We start from the raw sequence: 18,286 nt of genomic DNA on the forward strand, positions 1-18,286 counted from the left end.
AGACGGATCTATAAATATAGAGGTGTACTATGCTGGCAGTCGTGAAAAGGCCCCGTATTGAAATCAGAGCGAAACATATTCCTGCCCCACTTGTACGTTTTTTACGAGACACTTATAAACCCGAAAACGTAATTGTTAGCGACGATAACGAATCTGAACCGTTTGAACAAACGGAATGGTTTAAATCGCTTGATACTACACCAGGGGAAATGATTGTCGCAAATAGGGATTTGCGCAATTGGTCTCAAGTGACTCTTGCAGAAAAACTCGGTATTCAGGTGCAGAATCTTTGCGCTATGGAAAACGGTCGAAGAACGGTATCTCGAAAAATGGCTGTTAAGCTCGGTGAAATTTTTGGCACTGATCCTGCCGCATTTTTTGATTTCGAAAAATGACAAAGAAAAAGCGCAATCCACGAGGGATTGCGCTTTTTTTCGTGAAATAATGGATTCCCTCCTTTTGGTCGAGAATGACGATTCTAAGGATGAATTGTCAAGAGGGACCGTGGAGGAAACGTTTATCCGAGGTCTTTGATGACCATGATGCCGCTGCGTTCGATCTTCGGGTATTGACGCATGCCTTCCCCGCCCTTACCCTTGTCGAGAATCTCGAGGAGCTTGCCATCTGTGGAGTACAGGTGCAGTTCCCACGGGCCGTTCGGTGCGTTGAAGTAACCGGAGTTCTTTTGCACGTTGCGCTGGAACGTTCTGTTCAAACGGTCGGCAACGCTGCGGGCATGAACGAGCGAAACATCGGCGAGATTCCAGGAAATCGGCACGCCGCCCATGTCGAAGATGAGCACAGCGTCGACGTCGGTTTCTTCCTTCATCGTGAATTTCCAGCTGAAGTTCTGCCAGCTCGTACTCAAGTCGAGAATACGGCCGTTTGCATACGGTGTATAGCTTTCGCAGTCCTTCTTGATGTTCACGTTGAGCGTACGCGGCTTGTCAGCCTTGGCGCGCATGCTAAAGATGTACGTTACACCCTTGTGGAGCGCAAAATGCTGCTTGAACTGGAGATTCCAGGAATCCTTGCCGCCCTTCTTGATGTCGAAATGCACAACGCCATCTTTGACGGTGACATCGCCCTTTCCACCCCAAAAGTCGGTTGTCCAGCCAGAAAGCGGATCTTCGGCATTGAATTCGCCGTTTTCAATGATATTCGCTCCAGTTCCCTGAGAACCGGTCGTGAAATCCTTGTTCTGGATAAAGTTTGGAATCACGCTTGTGTTCTGGATGCCGAGAGGACTATCGACAGCGACTTCCTTGCCCCAGCCAATAAGCGTGTTGTAGGAGCCGTGAACTGTCATATCCATTTCTGGACTGTCGAAGTTACCCGGACCCCAACTCCATGCGAGCCAGCCGATGTTCAAGCGTTCGCATTCCGACATGATAAACTTGTACGGAATTTCACGAACACCGCCTGCAGCCACCGGAGCAAATTCACCGACAATCAGGGGAATCTTACGCTTGAGGGATTCTTCGAGCGTACCCTTGATGCGGTCCTTGACGGTTTCGTAGCCTGTTGCCACCGGATTGTGGCGTTCGGTCGGCCACCACATGTGAATTGAAAAAATTAAGTTGTGTTCGGGGTCTGCCTGCAAAAGCTTCGGGCCCACGTTCAACAAATTCTTTTCGTTCTGGCCCCATTCATCGGCGTCGATCATGATCGGCACACGCACGCCAGAGGCGCGGAGCTTTGTAACGATGATGTTGTAGGCATTGAAAAATTCATCGGCGCTCTGGGCCTTGTCGCCCGGTTCGTTACCGATGTTCAAAATCAAGTATTCCTGATGATTGTAAATCATCTGGAGTGTTTCTTCGCGAAGCCAAAATTCAAGGGCGTCGCTCAGGCGGTCCCAGTTACCGGTCGTGTCATGAATTTCCGGGATAGGAATCATGCCGTTGGCAATACAAAGCGAAATGATATTGTCGAGGTCGCTGATGCGGCCACGCGTATTCCAAACAATTCTTACACAATTTGCGCCAGTCTTTGCAATTTCGGGAATGGTCTTGCCTTCACGATCCGTCCAAATAAACATGTGGTTTACACCACGAAGAACAACCTTTTCGTTGTCCTTGCTATACAGAAAAGAATCTTGAACGAAAAAACCCGGTTTCACAGATGAGCCGTTCATGTCTTTAATTTTCTCCATAATGTCAATTAATCCATTATAAATATACAACTAAATGTATTTTAGAGCCAAAATTTTTTCGCATATATAAAAAATTCAGCGCTCAACCATGGACTTTTCAAGCAAAATATGTGCCACAAGGCGTAAGCTCGGCTATTTGAGCCTTATGGATGCTGACGCGTTTGATTTGGCGACTTCAGATGGAAGTTGCGGCGGCACTACATTTCCGATGTTTTTCGCCGAGTAGTTCGATAACGAACGTTCAGGAAGATGTTTCCAGTAGCGTACAGGCAGGCAACGTCGAAGAAGGCGCGGGTTGAGCCGCTCCTTGATCGCCATCGTGTCGTAGTAAGACTTCCACATACGCGTAAATTCATCGGGAGGGGCGTGCGCTGAAATGTAACTCGGGTCGGGAACCGTTACAAAATGTGTTCGGTAATTCTCGTAATAGACGCCAAAGCCACGCTTGACATCGATAATCGCCCATGTGCCGTTGGGGAAACGGCATCGGAAATGCCCGACAATCATTTCGAGAATGTCGTACTTCGGTTCGATTTCGGCGATGTACATACCATCGGGGGCTTTATTGAAGCGCACCATTCCGTACATGTTGTCCATTTCGCGACGCACGGAACGCGCGATGGTAATGAGCGGAATCATTTCGAGACTTGACGGATTGCGACCGTAATTCGGGTCTAGCCCCGCAAAAAGCTTGCGCAAGTACGCAAGAATGTTCATCTCGATGTTTGCGTCTTCGGAACGGAAACACGTTTCGAGTAAATTCAATACGTCCTTGCTTGCTGCTTTGGTAATAGCTCGCTTGAGGCGGTTGGCTGAATCTTCAGACGTTTCAACGTGGAAGGGTTGCGCGAAAAGGTCGGTTGCCGCTTCACGTTCCGCTTCGTACGTGCGTTCGGCGACAAAGCAAGAAACATCGAGATGTTGGCGGTAAATCTCGAAAACGGCACTCAAGAAGCCGTCGAAAGTAGAATCGTAATGAATCGCGAGGGACATAATTTTGATGCGAAACTTAACTGGATCCTTCACGCTTTCGCGTTCAGGATGACGAGATGAGAATGGTTAGTTGTTTGCGATTGACAAAGCGTTAGTGTATGGTGCGGCTTTTGGCTGTGGCAGCGCTGCGGGCATGGAGTCGAATAGGTCGAGTTGATCGTTCTTGGGTTTGCCCGCTATGAGCAAGGGACGAATCATTTCGGGGTAAAGCTTGTGGAGTTCTCGCGGCACATCGCTATCATAGATGAAGTATTTCGCGCGCTTGAGCACCACCCCCATTTTCTTCAAATGTTCGAATCTGATTTTAGAATAACGCCTTCCACTGACAATGAGCTGTGCAGACCTCACGCCAATGCCGGGCACGCGCAAAATCATCTCGTAATCGGCGGTTTGCAAATCGACCGGGAAGCATTCCGGATGGCGGAGTGCCCACATCACTTTCGGATCCAAATCCGGATCCAAAAACGGATTTTTCTCGTCGAGAATCTCGTTGTACTCGAACTTGTAAAAACGCATGAGCCAATCGGCCTGATAAAGCCTATGTTCGCGTAAAAGCGGCGGTTTTGTGGTGATTACAGGCAAGCGCTTGTCTGCATTTATCGGAACATACCCCGAAAAATAAACACGCTTCATTTGCTGTTGCTTGTAAAATCCCGCCGAAAGCGTCAAAATCTGGAAGTCTGTTTCCCCCGACGCTCCGACAATCATTTGCGTACTCTGCCCTGCTGGCAAGAACTTCGGAGAATACTTGGACTTGTCCGTTTTGTATTCAAGCTTGCGTTCTGCCAAAAAATTCATCGGGCGGTAAATGGATGCAAAATTCTTTTCGGGTGCGAGGTATTGCAACTGCTTGTCCGAAGGGATTTCGATATTCACGCTGCTGCGGTCGGCATAAAGCCCGGCCTCGAACAAAAGCCTAGAACTTGCGCCAGGAATCGCCTTTAAATGGATGTAACCGCCAAAATGGTGTACCAAACGCAATTCCTTAGCCACCTTAATTAACAGTTCCATCGTGTAATCTGGCGAGCCAATCACGGCCGAGCTCAAGAAAAGCCCTTCAATGTAATTGCGGCGGTAAAATTCCAACGTGAGGTTAATGAGTTCTTTGGGAGTAAAAGTCGCTCGTGGGATATCGTTACTACGTCGGTTCACGCAATAAGCACAATCGTACTTACAGGCGTTACTGAACAGTACTTTCAATAGCGAAATGCAGCGACCATCGGCGCTCCACGTATGGCAAATGCCCGAGCTGTGCCCGCACCCCATTCCGCCTTTTGGCGAATTGCGTTTGGAACCGCTCGAAGAGCACGAAACATCGTACTTGGCGGCATCGCCTAGAATGTTCAGTTTATCGCGTAAATCCATTTTTGCCCATCGTTTTTAACGACACACTTGTTTACTTGCCTTTTTGTTCACTAAATATAATATCAACTGCACAAAAAAGCAAGCGTAAAATGGAGTTTCGTGGATTTTACGGCAAAGTTTGCAAAAGAGAATTCAAACGCTTGGTCATTTGAATAGCCCCTTCGTGGGCTAGATGGTTGCTGTCAAAAGCCATGTCGTCGGTGTAGTCGTGCTCCCCCATCTTATTTTCGTCCATAAGGACAAAGTTGGGGTGTTCATCGTGTAAATCGGCGAGTTCCTTGATGAGCGCGGGAGCCTTGCTCCTCTGTATTCCGTGGAATCCGAGTGCACCGGTATTTTTGTATGCGGGGTTCTGCGGGAAGATGACGCCAATGACGTAAATTTCTCGTGCTTCACATTCTTCAATCATCGTTTTTAATAAATTAAAATTGTCGTAATAAAGATTGGGGAATCGGTTTAGCCACAAACTGTCTGTCCAGACTTTTGGTTCTCCCCACCCTGCGGCTTCAAGTTGTTCGTACCCCATGGTGTTCAATAAAGGTTCGAATTTAGAATACCCCGGTGATTTTCTTGTGTATTCTGCGAGCTTGCTTGGAATGGCGTCTTTCCAGTAATTATGATCTTCGTCGTATGCAAAACCAGGATAATTGCGGTGGTTGTTTAACAAGAAACTGTTGGGCGCCGTATTGAACCAGATATCCATATCAATGGAAATGACGATGTATTTGAGGTGGCTGACATGCGGCAGAACATAATTTTCAAAAATGAAATTTGCGCAATAGAGCATGCTGTTTGAATTTGCCATATTGAGCGCCTTGAACTTTTGATCGAAAAGCGACGGGATAACACCGTGAAGCGCACGCGACGATCCGAGAATGACTGTGTTTAGCGAGTCGTATTGATGCCAAAGCAAATCAATTTTATAGCGCCACTTGACGGCTATTTCAGACGTACCCGGGACAAAGTAAATTCCCGCACTGTCGGGATTAAGCTGGAACGTGTCTTTGGGAACTGAATCATTCTTGATTACTTTTTTTACCCATAAATTGGGGTGCCAGAGTTCATCGCCTTCGGCAAGTTCCAAAATGCTATTGTCGGTAGGGTTTGCAAGCACGATTTTCGTGTGGGCTCCGTTTAAATTAACAAGAGTCGCTACGATGTTGGATCGATCCCCATCGGTAGCCCATTCACTGTGATCGAATGTATAGCCATCAGGAGATTTGACGCTCTGCAACAATTTGCCATTGCTGTCGGCGATGAAGATGCGTTCGTGCGTGGCGTATGGAGTTCCGACAAATGCTGTACCGGTTTCTCCGGCGAAATCAAGGAATGCAGTGCGCTTGCTGCCGTCTTGTGCTAGGGACGTATTGCAAGCTTGTTCGTTATTGTACCATATAGCAGAGTTCGTTTTTTGTGTAATGTCAGAACCAGAATCCGCAAGGAGGGCTCGCAACACTCTTGCTCCGGTAACGGCGAGTTTGTTGTCTTCGCTAACGCCGCCGTGATAAGCTCCATCAAAAAGTTTTTCTGGGACGCCAAATTTGCCATTTGCGAATTTGACTTGCCACGTACTCGTCGCTGCAAATGCGGCTTCGTCTTTGTTGTTGCCTGCATCTGTGACGTAAACGATAACCGTGTCGCCGTTTACAACGCGCCAGCGCGGGATTGCAGCGCTTGGAACATCGAGCTTTACAAGATTTGAACCGCTTGCGTTCAGGTCGCGAACGTAAAGACTGGATTCTCCAGCAATACCTTCAAATCTCGTGCAGAATGCTACATGTTTTCCGTCAGGCGAAATATCGGGATGGTAGACTTCCAAAGTGTCTTCAATTTCTGTAACGGATAACGTTCCTTCATTGTAATTGATGTAAGCAAGATTCCCGCTGATGTCGTTTCTGAAAGCGAGAATCATGTTGTACGTTCCCGTATAAGATTTTAAGGCTGTCGCGCTTGCAAGCGGAGAAACTACGCTTTGTTGCACCTTGCCATTATCATCAAGCCATGTCGGAGATGGAATTTTTCCAAAAGCGAGTCGGAACCCAATTCGTTCTGCATGAGATGAAGATTCTACGGTGTAATCATCGCCACGGGAAACCAAATTTATTTCTGATGCGCGGTCTGAATAATATCCGCCTTTTAAAACTCTTTCCCCAACAGCGCCACCATCTGGAGCACCGACATAATTTGTAACAGTCGTGTTGCGGAACGTTCCAGCCCAGTCGTTCACCCACTCTTTTACATTTCCTGCCAAGTCACAAAATCCTAAAGAATCCTTCCCTGCAGTACAGACGGGGTGCGCATGAAATTCGGAATTGTCAGAATTCCAGCTTTTTTCTTTGGGATTCCAGCTTTGTGATGCTGCGAGAACCCACTCTGCTTCTGTCGGGAGTCGAAAAGCGTCTGCCTCAGGATGGAACGCAAAACCTTCTAGATTTGTGCAATGGCCTTCGGTATCGTAAGTTGCTTTTGTGTACGTGTAAGCGGTATCGTAGTTGAGTTCAACGCTTTTGGCGTTTGCATAAAGAACGGCGTCGAAATAAGTAACATTGGCTAATGGCAGCTCATCGTTTGCGCATTCGCCAAAGTCTTTCACCTTGCCTTTTTTCGCGAGAATTCGATAGTCCCCGCAAGTAACTTCGTGAACATCTAAATAAAATTCATAATCGAGATGGACTTTCATGGCAGGGCGTTCAGCAGCCCTGAACGAAGATTCGTTACTCCCCAAAACCAGATCACCGCCTTTGATGACCTGCATGCCCTCCATTATTTCAGGTTCGGGTTCGACGTCGGGTACAATATCGTTGGACGAGCTACTGCTATTGCTACAAGCTCCCCATAATATTGATGTAATTAACAAAAAAAGCCAAATTTTCATGAAAAACACGCTATACGAGCTTACTTTTCTACGTCAAAATTATGAATTGTAATGGTTTTTGTCAAATAAAGCCCAAGTTGGCTACGAAAGGCTTAGTTCAAGCGCGTTTTTACATCCTGTTTTTACACTTTCTGTAAATTAACATTCGATTTTCCATAATTTGGAAAACATCGCATTTTGTAAAGAGGGACAAAACCCGCAAATTACACTTTTTTCGCGTAAAATCATTCAAATTCCATTTTGGCACGCTTTTTGCAAATAGGGCAGCGAAAAACAAAAAACAATAAGGAGTTTGCCAAATGAGCAACGCATATAGATTAAAAGCAATCAAGGAAATCGCGAGCGAAGCCGCCGGCGCAAACATGGCCGCAGCCCCCGCAAATATCGACTTTTATGGTGAAGATGTTTTCAACGCCGACGCCATGCGCACTTACCTGCCGAAAGACATCTGCAAAAAGCTTTTTGCAACTATCGATGACGGCGCACCGCTCGATCCGAGCATCGCTGGCGAAGTTGCACACGGCATGAAAAAGTGGGCCCTTGATCGCGGCGCTACTCACTTTACTCACTGGTTCCAGCCTCTTACCGGTTCCACTGCCGAAAAGCACGACTCTTTCTTGGAACCCGAAGGCGACAAGGCTATTCTCGCTTTCAGCGGCAAGAACTTGATTGTCGGTGAACCGGACGCATCTTCTTTCCCGAGCGGTGGTCTCCGTTCTACTTTCGAAGCTCGTGGTTACACCGCTTGGGACCCGACTTCCCCGGCTTTCATCAAGCGTCACGGCAACGGCGCAACCCTTTGCATCCCGACTGCATTCTGTAGCTACACAGGCGAAGCACTCGACAAGAAGACTCCGCTTCTCCGTTCTATCCAGGCTTTGCAGAAATCCGCAGACCGCCTCATGGGCCTCTTCGGTGTTGCCCAGCAGAAGGTCACCGTTACGCTCGGTGCCGAACAGGAATACTTCCTCGTCGACAAGCGCTTCTACCTCCAGCGCCCGGACCTTTATCAGGCTGGCCGCACCTTGTTCGGTGCAGCTCCGGCAAAGCACCAGCAGATGGAAGACCACTACTTCGGTAGCATTCCGTCCCGCATTTTGAACTTCATGAACGATGTGGAAAAGGAACTCTGGAAGCTCGGCATTCCGGCTAAGACCCGCCACAACGAAGTCGCTCCGGCTCAGTTCGAACTTGCTCCGATGTTCGAAGAAGTGAACCTCGCTTGCGACCACAACATGCAGATTATGGAAGTCCTCCGTCAGGTCGCTGACCGCCACGGACTCGTCTGCCTCCTCCACGAAAAGCCGTTTGCTGGCATCAACGGTTCTGGTAAGCACAACAACTGGTCTGTGAACTACGGTAAGACCAACCTCTTGAACCCGGGCAAGGACCCGCACCAGAACGCTATCTTCCTTACTACGCTCTGCGCTGTGATTTACGCCGTCGATACTCACGCTGACCTGCTCCGTATGGCTGTAGCAAGCGCTGGTAACGACCACCGCCTTGGAGCAAACGAAGCTCCTCCGGCAATCATCTCCATGTACCTCGGCGACCAGCTTGCTGATGTCGTCGATCAGCTCGAAAAGGGCGATCCGAAGTCCAGCAAGCAGGCTGGCGCTCTCAAGCTCGGTTCCGATACTCTCCCGCCGCTCCCGCGTGACGCTACGGACCGTAACCGTACTTCTCCGTTCGCATTCACTGGTAACAAGTTCGAATTCCGTGCACCGGGTTCTAGCCAGAGCTGCTCTGAACCGAACGTTATCCTCAACACGATTGTTGCAGAAGCATTCGACATCATTGCAGACAAGCTTGCTAACGTTCCTACAGACAAGTTCCATGAAGAACTCCAGAACCTTCTCCAGAAGATTGTCAAGGAACACAAGCGCGTTATCTTCAACGGCAACGGTTACACGGACGAATGGGTTGAAGAAGCTGCAAAGCGTGGCCTCCCGAACACCCGCACTACCATGGAAGCCCTCCAGGCACTTACCAAGAAAGAAAACGTCGCCCTCTTCGAAAAGTACGGCGTGTTCAACAAGCGCGAACTCGATTCCCGCTACGAAGTCAACATGGAAGACTACCACAAGAAGATTCACATCGAAGGTGAAATCGCTCGCGACATGGCGAAGGACATCATCCTCCCGCAGGCCATCGAAGCTTACTCCGCTGCTCTCAAGGCAAACGAAATGGCTCTGAACCAGGGCTTTCCGGCTCTCGATTCTTACGCCAAGCCGCTTGGCGAAGGCATCAAGAAGTTGCTCGCTGCTATCGAAGTGATGGAAAAGGCTCTCGCAGGGAAGCACGAAGATATCTTGAACGGTATGCTCGACCTCCGCTTGGTTGTGGACTCTCTCGAAAAGATTGTTCCGGACGAAAAGTGGCCGCTTCCGAAGTACCGCGAGATGCTTTTCATTTACTAGTCAATGGTCATTAGCCATTGGTTATTAGTTGAAATGCGCATCACTCGTAAAACGATTTAAGCACATCAAAACCGAAGACAAAATCACTCGTCGAAAGGCGGGTGATTTTTTTTGATAAACTTCTTTTTGTTGTAAAAACTTACATCGGGATTTTGTCTAAACCACTATAAAAAAAGGCGAAATGAAAATATAATTGTTGTCATGAAATCAACAAAACTTTGTGCATTCTCTCTTTCCTTGCTGTTCAGTGCCGCCATGGCAACTGCAGCCAATACCGCAGGTAATTTCTTTGATGAAAACGGCGCTTACTATGGCCCGGACTGCGAAAAAGACGGTTCCCAGTTTAACGGTGCATATTACACCGGCAACTATGAAAGCCCATTCAAGACCTACTTGGGCAAGACCGACGCAGAAATCAAAGAAAAAATGGATGCGATGTGGGAACACTATTTTAAGGGCGACAACAATTCCAAGGTGTTTTTCGACAATGGTAACGAAGGTTACATCAAGGACATCAACAACAATGACGTTCGCTCCGAAGGTATGTCTTACGGTATGATGATTGCCGTGCAGACAGGTCACAAAGAAGAATTTGACAAGCTCTGGAAATGGGCCAAGAACCACATGTGGCACAAGGGTGGTGACTGGGACGGTTACTTTGCCTGGCAGCGCAACGATAGCGGCATGGGCGGAGACGACAACTGCGCGCCTGATGGCGAAATGTATTTCATGATGTCTCTCTTGTTCGCAGCAAACCGCTGGGACGATGATCAGTACAGAAAAGACGCTCTGTACATCATGGACAAGATGTGGAACAACCCAAGCCACAAGCTCTTTAACCAGGGCAACTACATTATCGTGTTCCAGCCGCTCGGCAACGGAAACGATTTCTCTGACCCGTCTTATGACTTGCCTGCTTACTTGGAACTCTTCTCCCGCTGGGCAGAAAAGGATACTGACAAGTGGAAAAAGGCAGTCACCGCTGCACGCGATCACCTTTACAAGTCTTCTAACACGAGCTCCGGCTTGTTCGCCGACTACAGCTCCTTCAATGGTCAGCCGCAGTCCTATTCTTACAACTCCAATTCCACCAAGTACATGTACGACGCCATGCGTTGCGCAATGAACTTCGGTATGGACTATTACCTGTTCGGTGCAGACTCTACCAGAGAAATTGAAATGGCAAATCGCATCATCAATTTCTTCGAAAAGGACGGCTATCAGCACGCTCGCTTTAACTGGGACGGCTCCAATCCGCAAGAACAGTACACGCAGGGCGAAGCCGGTGCAAACGCCGTTGCCGCAATCGCTTTGAGAAGCACTGCTGATTCTGAAGAAAAGATCAAGAAGAACCTCCAGAATGCTTGGGACACGAAGTTCATGACCGGTCAATACCGCTACTATGATGGCCTTGTCCACTACCTCGCTATGCTCCACCTGAGTGGCAACTTCAAGATTTGGAAGCCGAAGCCGACTGCCGAAGACAAGTCCGTTGAAGCAAACGAATACTGTGGCGTGAAGATTGAAAAGGACACCACGTTCTACGCTTTCGAAGATTGCAAGCTCTACAAGGTTAGCGCAAAGCCTGTAACGAACGCAATTTCTGCTAAGATTCGATTGAACAACGCCGTAAGAGTTTGGTCCACCAATAGCGCTATCGTTATTGAAAACGCTGTGGTTGGCACCAAGTTCGCTGTTACGGATCTCAATGGTCGCGTGCTCAAGTCTGCAAAGACAAGCTCCGCCATGCAAGAAGTCCGCATCAATAGCAGAGGCAACTTCCTCGTCATCGTTGGCGATAAGACCTACAAGGTTGTGAAGTAATAAGACATAGAGATTCCTGCTTTGTGTCGGGATCTATAAATGGGCGTGCACAAATGCGCGCTCTTTTTTTTTGTAAGTTGTGATTACATAAAATGTAAAACAAAATTGAAAATTTACAATTTATGTAAAATACTTTCGAGCGTAGTTTGAGCCCGTTGTTGAAAATTTCGCAAAATTCGCCAAATCACCATTTTTGGCACGCCTTTTGCTTATAACGACAAAAAGAATTACAATTTGTGTAAATTAGGAAAGTTAAAATGGCATTACAGCATAGATACAACGGAAAGACTAAGTTTATTATCGTCACCGGAGGCGTCATCTCCGGACTCGGCAAAGGGGTAGCGGCAGCGTCCATCGGGGCGCTGCTTTCTGCTAGAATGAAGGTGGTTCCGGTCAAGTGCGATGGTTACCTCAACACAGACCCGGGCACAATGAACCCGACCGAACATGGTGAAGTTTTTGTTTTGGATGACGGTGGCGAATGCGACATGGACTTCGGCCACTATGAACGCTTTTTGAACGTGACCGCCAAGAAAGATTGGAGCCTCACGATGGGTCGCATCTTTAAGATGATCCTCGAGAAAGAACGTCGCGGTGACTATCTTGGTCATACAGTGCAGTTCATCCCGCATGTGACCGACCTTATCAAGGAACAGTTCTACAGAATTGCAAATCAGGAAAAAGCCGATGTGCTGTTGATTGAAATCGGCGGTACCGTGGGTGACCTTGAAAACCAGTTCTACATCGAAGCCGCTCGCCAGTTGAGCCATGAAGTTGGCGACCACAACGCCATTTTCGTACACCTCACCTACGTCCCGATTCCGTCTGGCGTGAACGAACAGAAGTCCAAGCCTACGCAGATGTCTGTGCGTGATTTGAACAAGCTCGGCATTTACCCGGAAATTGTTATCGGTCGTTGCGAAGAATATATCAAGCCGCACCTCAAGGCAAAAATCGGTTTGTTCTGCAACCTGCCGGCAGACCATATCATCTCTGGCATTGACGTGAAACACGTTTACGAATGCCCGCTCGTTTACGATGCCGAAGGCATTCCTGAGATTCTTTCCAAGACGCTTGGCATTTACGCCCCGCCCAAGCTCGATCAATGGAGCAAGCTCGTGGACGCCCTCAAGCGCAATTCCGTGAATCCGCGCAAGACGCTTACCGTTGCCATTTGCGGCAAGTACCTTGCCCTCGAAGATTCTTACGCATCCGTTGTCGAAGCGATTACGCACGCCTCCGCCCATTTGGATTTGCATGCCAACATCCGCTGGGTCGATACGGAAAAAATTGAAAATGGTACCGTTTCTGTCGAAACAGCTCTCAAAGGAATCGACGCAGTCATCGTTCCGGGTGGTTTCGGTAGCCGCGGTATCGAAGGCAAAATTCAGGTCATCCGCTACGTGCGCGAAAACAAGATTCCGTTCCTCGGCATCTGTTACGGTATGCAACTCTCCGTCGTGGAATTTGCACGCCACGTCTGCGGTATGCAGGGTGCAGGTACGGTCGAAATGGAAAGCGAAACGAACCACGTCGAAGTTCCGGTCATTGCATTCCTCCCCGGCCAGGAACACATCAAGGATCTGGGTGCGACGATGCGCCTCGGTGGTCACGATGTCGTCATCAAGGAAAACAGCCTTGCCGCCCAGGTTTACGGTTCTACCGCCATCCGCGAACGCTTCCGCCACCGCTACGAAGTAAACCCGCAGTATGTCGAACAGATTGAAAAGGGCGATCCGACCGGTGCAAATCTGCAAAAGCTCGTTTTCTCCGGAAAAGCTGCCAACGAAGACATTATGCAGATTATGGAACTCACGGACCACCCCTACTTTATGGCCTGCCAGTTCCACCCTGAACTGAAGTCCTCGCTGATCCACCCGGCACCGCTCTTCCTCGGACTCCTCAAAGCCGCAGACGAGAAAAATTAAAAAGCAAAAAATCTTAAATAATGGATTGTCGTAAACCTGTCAATTTACTATAATTAGCCCCCGATGAAAAGAATGGAACTTGTCGACTTCGAACTCGCCTTCAAGGAAGCAGTTTCGGCCCACAAAAAGGTCGGTTGGGTTTCAGTTTTTGACAAGACTATTCATTTTTTTAAGAGTTTTATTTTTAAGGCAAAGGCATTTAGCTTTTGCCTTTCTTTTTATACACAGCCTTTTTACATTCTAGCAACGAGTAAATCATGAACGAAAAATTTCAATGGAAAGCAAAGCGCGAGCGCAAGGCTTTTATAGCCTTGGCTGACGGAGCCGTATTCCACGGTTACGCCTTTGGCGAAAAGAAAGACACCGTCGGCGAAGCCGTGTTTAACACCGGTATGGCTGGCTACAAGCAGATTTTGACCGACCCGTCTTACGCCGGTCAGTTCGTGGTTTTCACCACGGCCGAAGTTGGCGCTTACGCTACAAACTTTGAAAAGTCCGAATCCCGTCAGGTTTTCTTGAATGGCATTGTCGTGAACTCCCTCGACTGGGTTTCCAAGGAACTGAACGAAGAATCGCTCCATGATTACATGCTCGCCCAGAAAAAGGCAGGCATTGCAGGCGTCGATACTCGCGCCCTCACGCTCCACCTCCGCGAACATGGTGCCCAGAAGGCTTACCTCCACGTCGAAGACACGGAAATGACCGAAGCCGAAGCTATCGCAAAGGCCAAGGCTTGGGAAGGCCTCGACGGTCAGGACTACGCGAGCAAGGTCTCCGACCCGAACGGCTACGAATTCAATAACGAAGGCAAGTACCACATTGTCGCTCTCGATTTCGGTATCAAGACGAACATCTTGAGAAACCTTGCCGCACAGGACATGCGCATCACGGTTATGCCGATTGGCACGAGCTACGAAAAGATCATGGAACAGAAGCCGGATGGCGTGTTCCTCTCCAATGGTCCTGCCGACCCGAACAGCCTCCCGCAGGTTTACAACATGGTCAAGCAGCTCCTCGGCAAGATCCCTCTCATGGGTATCTGCCTTGGTAACCAGCTCCTCGGTCTTGCTCTCGGTGCTAAGGTTTCCAAGCTCAAGTTCGGCCACCACGGCTGCAACCATCCGGTCAAGAACCTCTTGACGGGCGCTGTCGAAATCACGTCACAGAACCACAACTACGCCATTGACGAAACGTCTCTCCCCGCCGATGTCGAAGTCACGCACATCAACCTGAACGACAACACGGTCGAAGGCATCCGCCACAAAAAGTTCCCGGCATTCAGCGTGCAGTACCATCCGGAATCTGCCCCGGGTCCGAACGATTCCATGTACTTGTTCGAAGAATTTAAGAAGATGATTGAAGATTTCAAGGGAGGCAAGAATGCCTAAGCGTACCGACATCAAGAAGATTATGCTCATCGGTTCTGGTCCGATTGTGATTGGCCAGGGCTGCGAATTCGACTACTCCGGCGTGCAGGCCTGTAAGGTGCTCCGCCGCGAAGGTTACGAAGTGGTGCTCGTGAACTCCAACCCGGCAACCATCATGACCGACCCGGAAATGGCTGACCGCACCTACATCGAACCGCTGAGCGTCGATATTCTCCACGAAATCATTCGTCGCGAACGCCCCGATGCATTGCTCCCGACTCTCGGTGGCCAGACCGCCTTGAACCTCGCCATGGAACTCAACGAACGCGGTATTCTCGACCGCTACCAGGTGGAACTCATCGGTGCTAAAGCCGAATCCATCCAGCGCGCCGAAGACCGTCACTTGTTCAAGGAAGCCATGCTCAAGATCGGGCTTGACCTTCCCCGCTCCGGTTCCGCACACTCCATGAGCGAAGCAACCGCAATTGCCCACACCATCGGAAGCTGGCCCTTGATCATTCGTCCAGGCTTTACGCTTGGTGGTACTGGTGGCGGTATCGCCCACAACGAAGAAGAATTCGAAACCATCGTGAACCGCGGTCTTGACGCCTCGCTCAACAACGAAGTGCTTATCGAAGAATCGCTCCTCGGCTGGAAAGAATTCGAAATGGAAGTCATGCGCGATAAGAAGGGCAATGCCGTTATCGTGTGCTCCATTGAAAACCTCGACCCCATGGGCGTTCACACGGGTGACTCCATCACGGTCGCTCCGATCCAGAGCCTTGATGACCGCGCCTACCAGGCCATGCGTGACGACTCCCTGAAGGTCATGGAAGCTATCGGCGTGGAAACTGGCGGATCCAACGTGCAGTGGGCTATCGAACCGAAGACCGGCCGCCGCATCATCATCGAAATGAACCCGCGTGTGTCCCGTTCTTCTGCTCTTGCATCCAAGGCAACGGGCTTCCCCATCGCAAAGATTGCAGCACTTCTCGCTGTGGGTTATACGCTCGACGAACTCCGCAACGACATCACGCAATCGACCCCGAGCTGCTTTGAACCGGCTCTCGACTACGTTGTCGTGAAGGTTCCGCGCTTTACATTCGAAAAGTTCCCGAAGGCAGATTCCACGCTCGGCACTCAGATGAAGTCTGTGGGCGAAGCGATGGCAATCGGTACGAACTTCAAGCAAGCCATGCAGAAGGCCCTCCGTTCTCTTGAAACGGGATTCGGTGGATTCGGAGCCTGCGCCAAGTGCGAAAAGTTCAAGGAATATGACGACGAAACACTCGCCAAGGAAGTTGCACGCCCGAGCGCAGAACGCATCTTCGTAGTCTACGAAGCATTCCGCCGCGGTTGGGACATCGAAAAACTTTACGAAGTCACCAAGATTGACCGCTACTTCCTCCGTCACCTCGAAGAACTCGCCTGCTTCGAAGACGAAATCACGGCTGCAGGTTCTCTCGAAAACCTCGCCAAGGATAAGGCTCTCTTCCGCCAGGCTAAGGAATTCGGCTTCAGTGACATCCAGATTGGTTACCTTTTCCACAAGACTCCGGAAGAAGTCATGGCAGTGCGTAAGCAGATTGGTCTCGTCCCGAGCTACTACTCCGTCGATACTTGCGCCGGCGAATTCGAAGCCATCACTCCTTACTACTATAGCTGCTATGCCGACAATACTGAACCGGTCCGCGAAATTCCGGGTCACGGTCACAAGAAGCGCATCATGGTGCTCGGCGGCGGCCCGAACAGAATCGGTCAGGGTATCGAATTCGACTACTGCTGCTGCCACGCCGCCTTTACGCTGCGTCGCGAAGGCTACGAAGTCATCATGGTGAACTCTAACCCCGAAACGGTTTCTACCGACTACGATACTTCGGACAAGCTCTACTTTGAACCGCTTACGCTCGAAGACGTGATGGGCATTTACGAACGCGAAAAGTGCGCGGGCGTGATTGTTCAGTTCGGTGGTCAGACTCCGCTGAACCTTGCTATGCGTCTCAAGAAGGCTGGTGCAAATGTCATCGGTACAAGCCCCGAAGACATCGACCTTGCCGAAGACCGCGACTTCTTTAAGCAGCTCGTTACCAAGATTGGCATCAAGCAGGCCGAAAGCGGCATCGCCCACAACGTCGAAGAAGCCCTCGCCATCGTCGAGAAAATCGGCTACCCAGTTCTCGTGCGTCCGAGCTTCGTTCTCGGCGGCCGCGGCATGGTGATTGTCTACAAGGAAAAGTACCTCCGCAAGTTCGTGGAAGAAGCTGCTGCCATTGGCGAAGGCAAGCCGATCCTCATCGACCGCTTCCTCGAAGACGCAACCGAACTCGATGTGGACTGCATCAGCGATGGCAAGCACACTGTTATCGGTGCTATCATGGAACACGTGGAACCCGCAGGCATCCACTCTGGTGACTCCGCTAGCGTCATCCCGCCGATGACACTCTCCAAGGAAATTCAGGACAAGGTCCGTGAATTCGCCAAGGAATTTGCCAAGGAACTCCACGTTGTCGGTCTCATGAACATGCAGCTCGCCGTCAAGGATGGCGAACTCTACATGATCGAAGTGAACCCGCGTGCATCCCGTACGGTGCCGTTTGTGTCCAAATCCATCGGCGTGCCGCTTGCAAGCTATGCAACACGCTGCATGACCGGCGAAACGCTCGAACAGATTGGCTTTACCGAAGAAGTCCGCGTACCTTACGTGAGCGTCAAGGAAGCCGTGTTCCCGTTCGTCAAGTTCCCGGGCGTCGACATCACGCTTTCTCCGGAAATGAAGTCCACCGGCGAAGTCATGAGCATCGATCGCGACCGCGGCCTTGCCTACCTCAAGAGCCAGCTCGCATCCGGCAACAAGGTTCCGAGCCAGGGCAACATCTTCGTCTCGCTCAAGGACGAAGACAAGCAGAAGGCAGTTCCGCTCATCAAGCGCCTCGTGGACATGGGCTACCAGATTTACGCCACCCGCGGCACCTCCACCATGCTCTACAACGAAGGCATCAAGACCCGCGCCGTGTTCCGCATCTCCCGTGGCCGCCCGAACCTGCTCGACCTTATCCACGACAAGGAAGTGCAGTGGATCGTGAACACCACCGAAACTGGCGCAGAAGCCATGGTCGACGAAATCCAGATGCGCTCCAAGGCTGTGGTCTCTGGCATTCCTATCACGACGACGATTGCCGCCCTCACCTCTACCGTGGAAGGCCTCATGGACAAGCACGACTTCGGAAGATTCGAAGTGTGCAGCTTGCAAGAATATCATCGTCACGTGAAGAAGTAAGGCGGATGGAAGAGGGAAAAGTCTTCCCCTCGCTTCAGCCCCGTCCCACCCTTAGTGTCAAGCCCGCCTCCGTGCGGGCTTC

10 protein-coding genes are annotated in these 18,286 nt (G+C 50.0%); 6 read left to right on the plus strand and 4 right to left on the minus strand.

What is annotated here, in order from left to right; genetic code table 11:
• Positions 1-29 precede the first annotated feature (29 nt).
• Positions 30-395: a helix-turn-helix transcriptional regulator gene (locus B7991_RS04150; protein ID WP_085490371.1), complete on the plus strand. Its 366-nt coding sequence runs from the start codon at positions 30-32 to the stop codon at positions 393-395.
• A 122-nt stretch (positions 396-517) separates the two neighbouring features.
• Here B7991_RS04150 and B7991_RS04155 read toward each other — a convergent pair whose 3' ends face one another.
• From B7991_RS04155 to B7991_RS04170, 4 genes are all read right to left on the minus strand, one after another.
• On the minus strand, positions 518-2,155 hold the full coding sequence (locus B7991_RS04155; protein WP_088629720.1) for a cellulase family glycosylhydrolase: 1,638 nt from the start codon (positions 2,153-2,155) through the stop codon (positions 518-520).
• 132 nt (positions 2,156-2,287) lie between these two features.
• A complete protein-coding gene (locus B7991_RS04160) occupies positions 2,288-3,181 on the minus strand; it encodes a TIGR03915 family putative DNA repair protein (RefSeq protein WP_254917836.1) in 894 nt (297 codons plus the stop codon).
• A gap of 33 nt (positions 3,182-3,214) precedes the next feature.
• Positions 3,215-4,513 carry a putative DNA modification/repair radical SAM protein gene (locus B7991_RS04165; protein ID WP_088629722.1) on the minus strand — a complete coding sequence of 433 codons (1,299 nt, stop codon included), beginning with the start codon at positions 4,511-4,513 and terminating at the stop codon, positions 3,215-3,217.
• Between the two features lie 106 nt (positions 4,514-4,619).
• Positions 4,620-7,388 (minus strand): TIGR02171 family protein, encoded by a 2,769-nt coding sequence (locus tag B7991_RS04170; RefSeq protein ID WP_088629723.1) that lies wholly within the window; start codon positions 7,386-7,388, stop codon positions 4,620-4,622.
• A 299-nt stretch (positions 7,389-7,687) separates the two neighbouring features.
• On the opposite strand from B7991_RS04170, the gene B7991_RS04175 reads away from it, so the two are divergent.
• The 5 genes from B7991_RS04175 to carB all read left to right on the plus strand — a co-directional run bounded on the left by B7991_RS04175 (position 7,688) and on the right by carB (position 18,204).
• Positions 7,688-9,808, plus strand: a complete 2,121-nt coding sequence (locus B7991_RS04175) for a glutamine synthetase III (RefSeq protein WP_088629724.1) — start codon at positions 7,688-7,690, stop codon at positions 9,806-9,808.
• A gap of 201 nt (positions 9,809-10,009) precedes the next feature.
• The gene (locus B7991_RS04180) at positions 10,010-11,632 is read left to right on the plus strand and encodes a glycosyl hydrolase family 8 (protein ID WP_088629725.1); all 1,623 of its coding nucleotides are present in this window, start codon (positions 10,010-10,012) and stop codon (positions 11,630-11,632) included.
• A 257-nt stretch (positions 11,633-11,889) separates the two neighbouring features.
• The gene (gene pyrG, locus B7991_RS04185; RefSeq protein WP_088629726.1) at positions 11,890-13,560 is read left to right on the plus strand and encodes a glutamine hydrolyzing CTP synthase; all 1,671 of its coding nucleotides are present in this window, start codon (positions 11,890-11,892) and stop codon (positions 13,558-13,560) included.
• 257 nt (positions 13,561-13,817) lie between these two features.
• Positions 13,818-14,948, plus strand: a complete 1,131-nt coding sequence (gene carA / locus B7991_RS04195) for a glutamine-hydrolyzing carbamoyl-phosphate synthase small subunit (protein WP_073424206.1) — start codon at positions 13,818-13,820, stop codon at positions 14,946-14,948.
• Positions 14,941-18,204: a carbamoyl-phosphate synthase large subunit gene (gene carB / locus B7991_RS04200; protein ID WP_088629728.1), complete on the plus strand. Its 3,264-nt coding sequence runs from the start codon at positions 14,941-14,943 to the stop codon at positions 18,202-18,204. The genes carA and carB overlap by 8 nt, the downstream gene beginning before the upstream one ends.
• The last annotated feature ends 82 nt before the right edge of the window (positions 18,205-18,286 follow it).

It is taken from the genome of Fibrobacter sp. UWB3 (genome assembly GCF_002210405.1).
Taxonomy (GTDB): Bacteria; Fibrobacterota; Fibrobacteria; order Fibrobacterales; family Fibrobacteraceae; genus Fibrobacter.

What these genes read in the sequence shown, in the direction of transcription:
- pyrG (WP_088629726.1), top strand. Translation starts at nt 11,890, where the DNA reads ATGGCATTACAGCATAGATACAACGGAAAGACTAAGTTTATTATCGTC.
- B7991_RS04180 (WP_088629725.1), top strand. Translation starts at nt 10,010, where the DNA reads ATGAAATCAACAAAACTTTGTGCATTCTCTCTTTCCTTGCTGTTCAGT.
- B7991_RS04155 (WP_088629720.1), bottom strand. Translation starts at nt 2,155, where the DNA reads ATGGAGAAAATTAAAGACATGAACGGCTCATCTGTGAAACCGGGTTTT.
- carB (WP_088629728.1), top strand. Translation starts at nt 14,941, where the DNA reads ATGCCTAAGCGTACCGACATCAAGAAGATTATGCTCATCGGTTCTGGT.
- B7991_RS04150 (WP_085490371.1), top strand. Translation starts at nt 30, where the DNA reads ATGCTGGCAGTCGTGAAAAGGCCCCGTATTGAAATCAGAGCGAAACAT.
- B7991_RS04165 (WP_088629722.1), bottom strand. Translation starts at nt 4,513, where the DNA reads ATGGATTTACGCGATAAACTGAACATTCTAGGCGATGCCGCCAAGTAC.
- carA (WP_073424206.1), top strand. Translation starts at nt 13,818, where the DNA reads ATGAACGAAAAATTTCAATGGAAAGCAAAGCGCGAGCGCAAGGCTTTT.
- B7991_RS04170 (WP_088629723.1), bottom strand. Translation starts at nt 7,388, where the DNA reads ATGAAAATTTGGCTTTTTTTGTTAATTACATCAATATTATGGGGAGCT.
- B7991_RS04175 (WP_088629724.1), top strand. Translation starts at nt 7,688, where the DNA reads ATGAGCAACGCATATAGATTAAAAGCAATCAAGGAAATCGCGAGCGAA.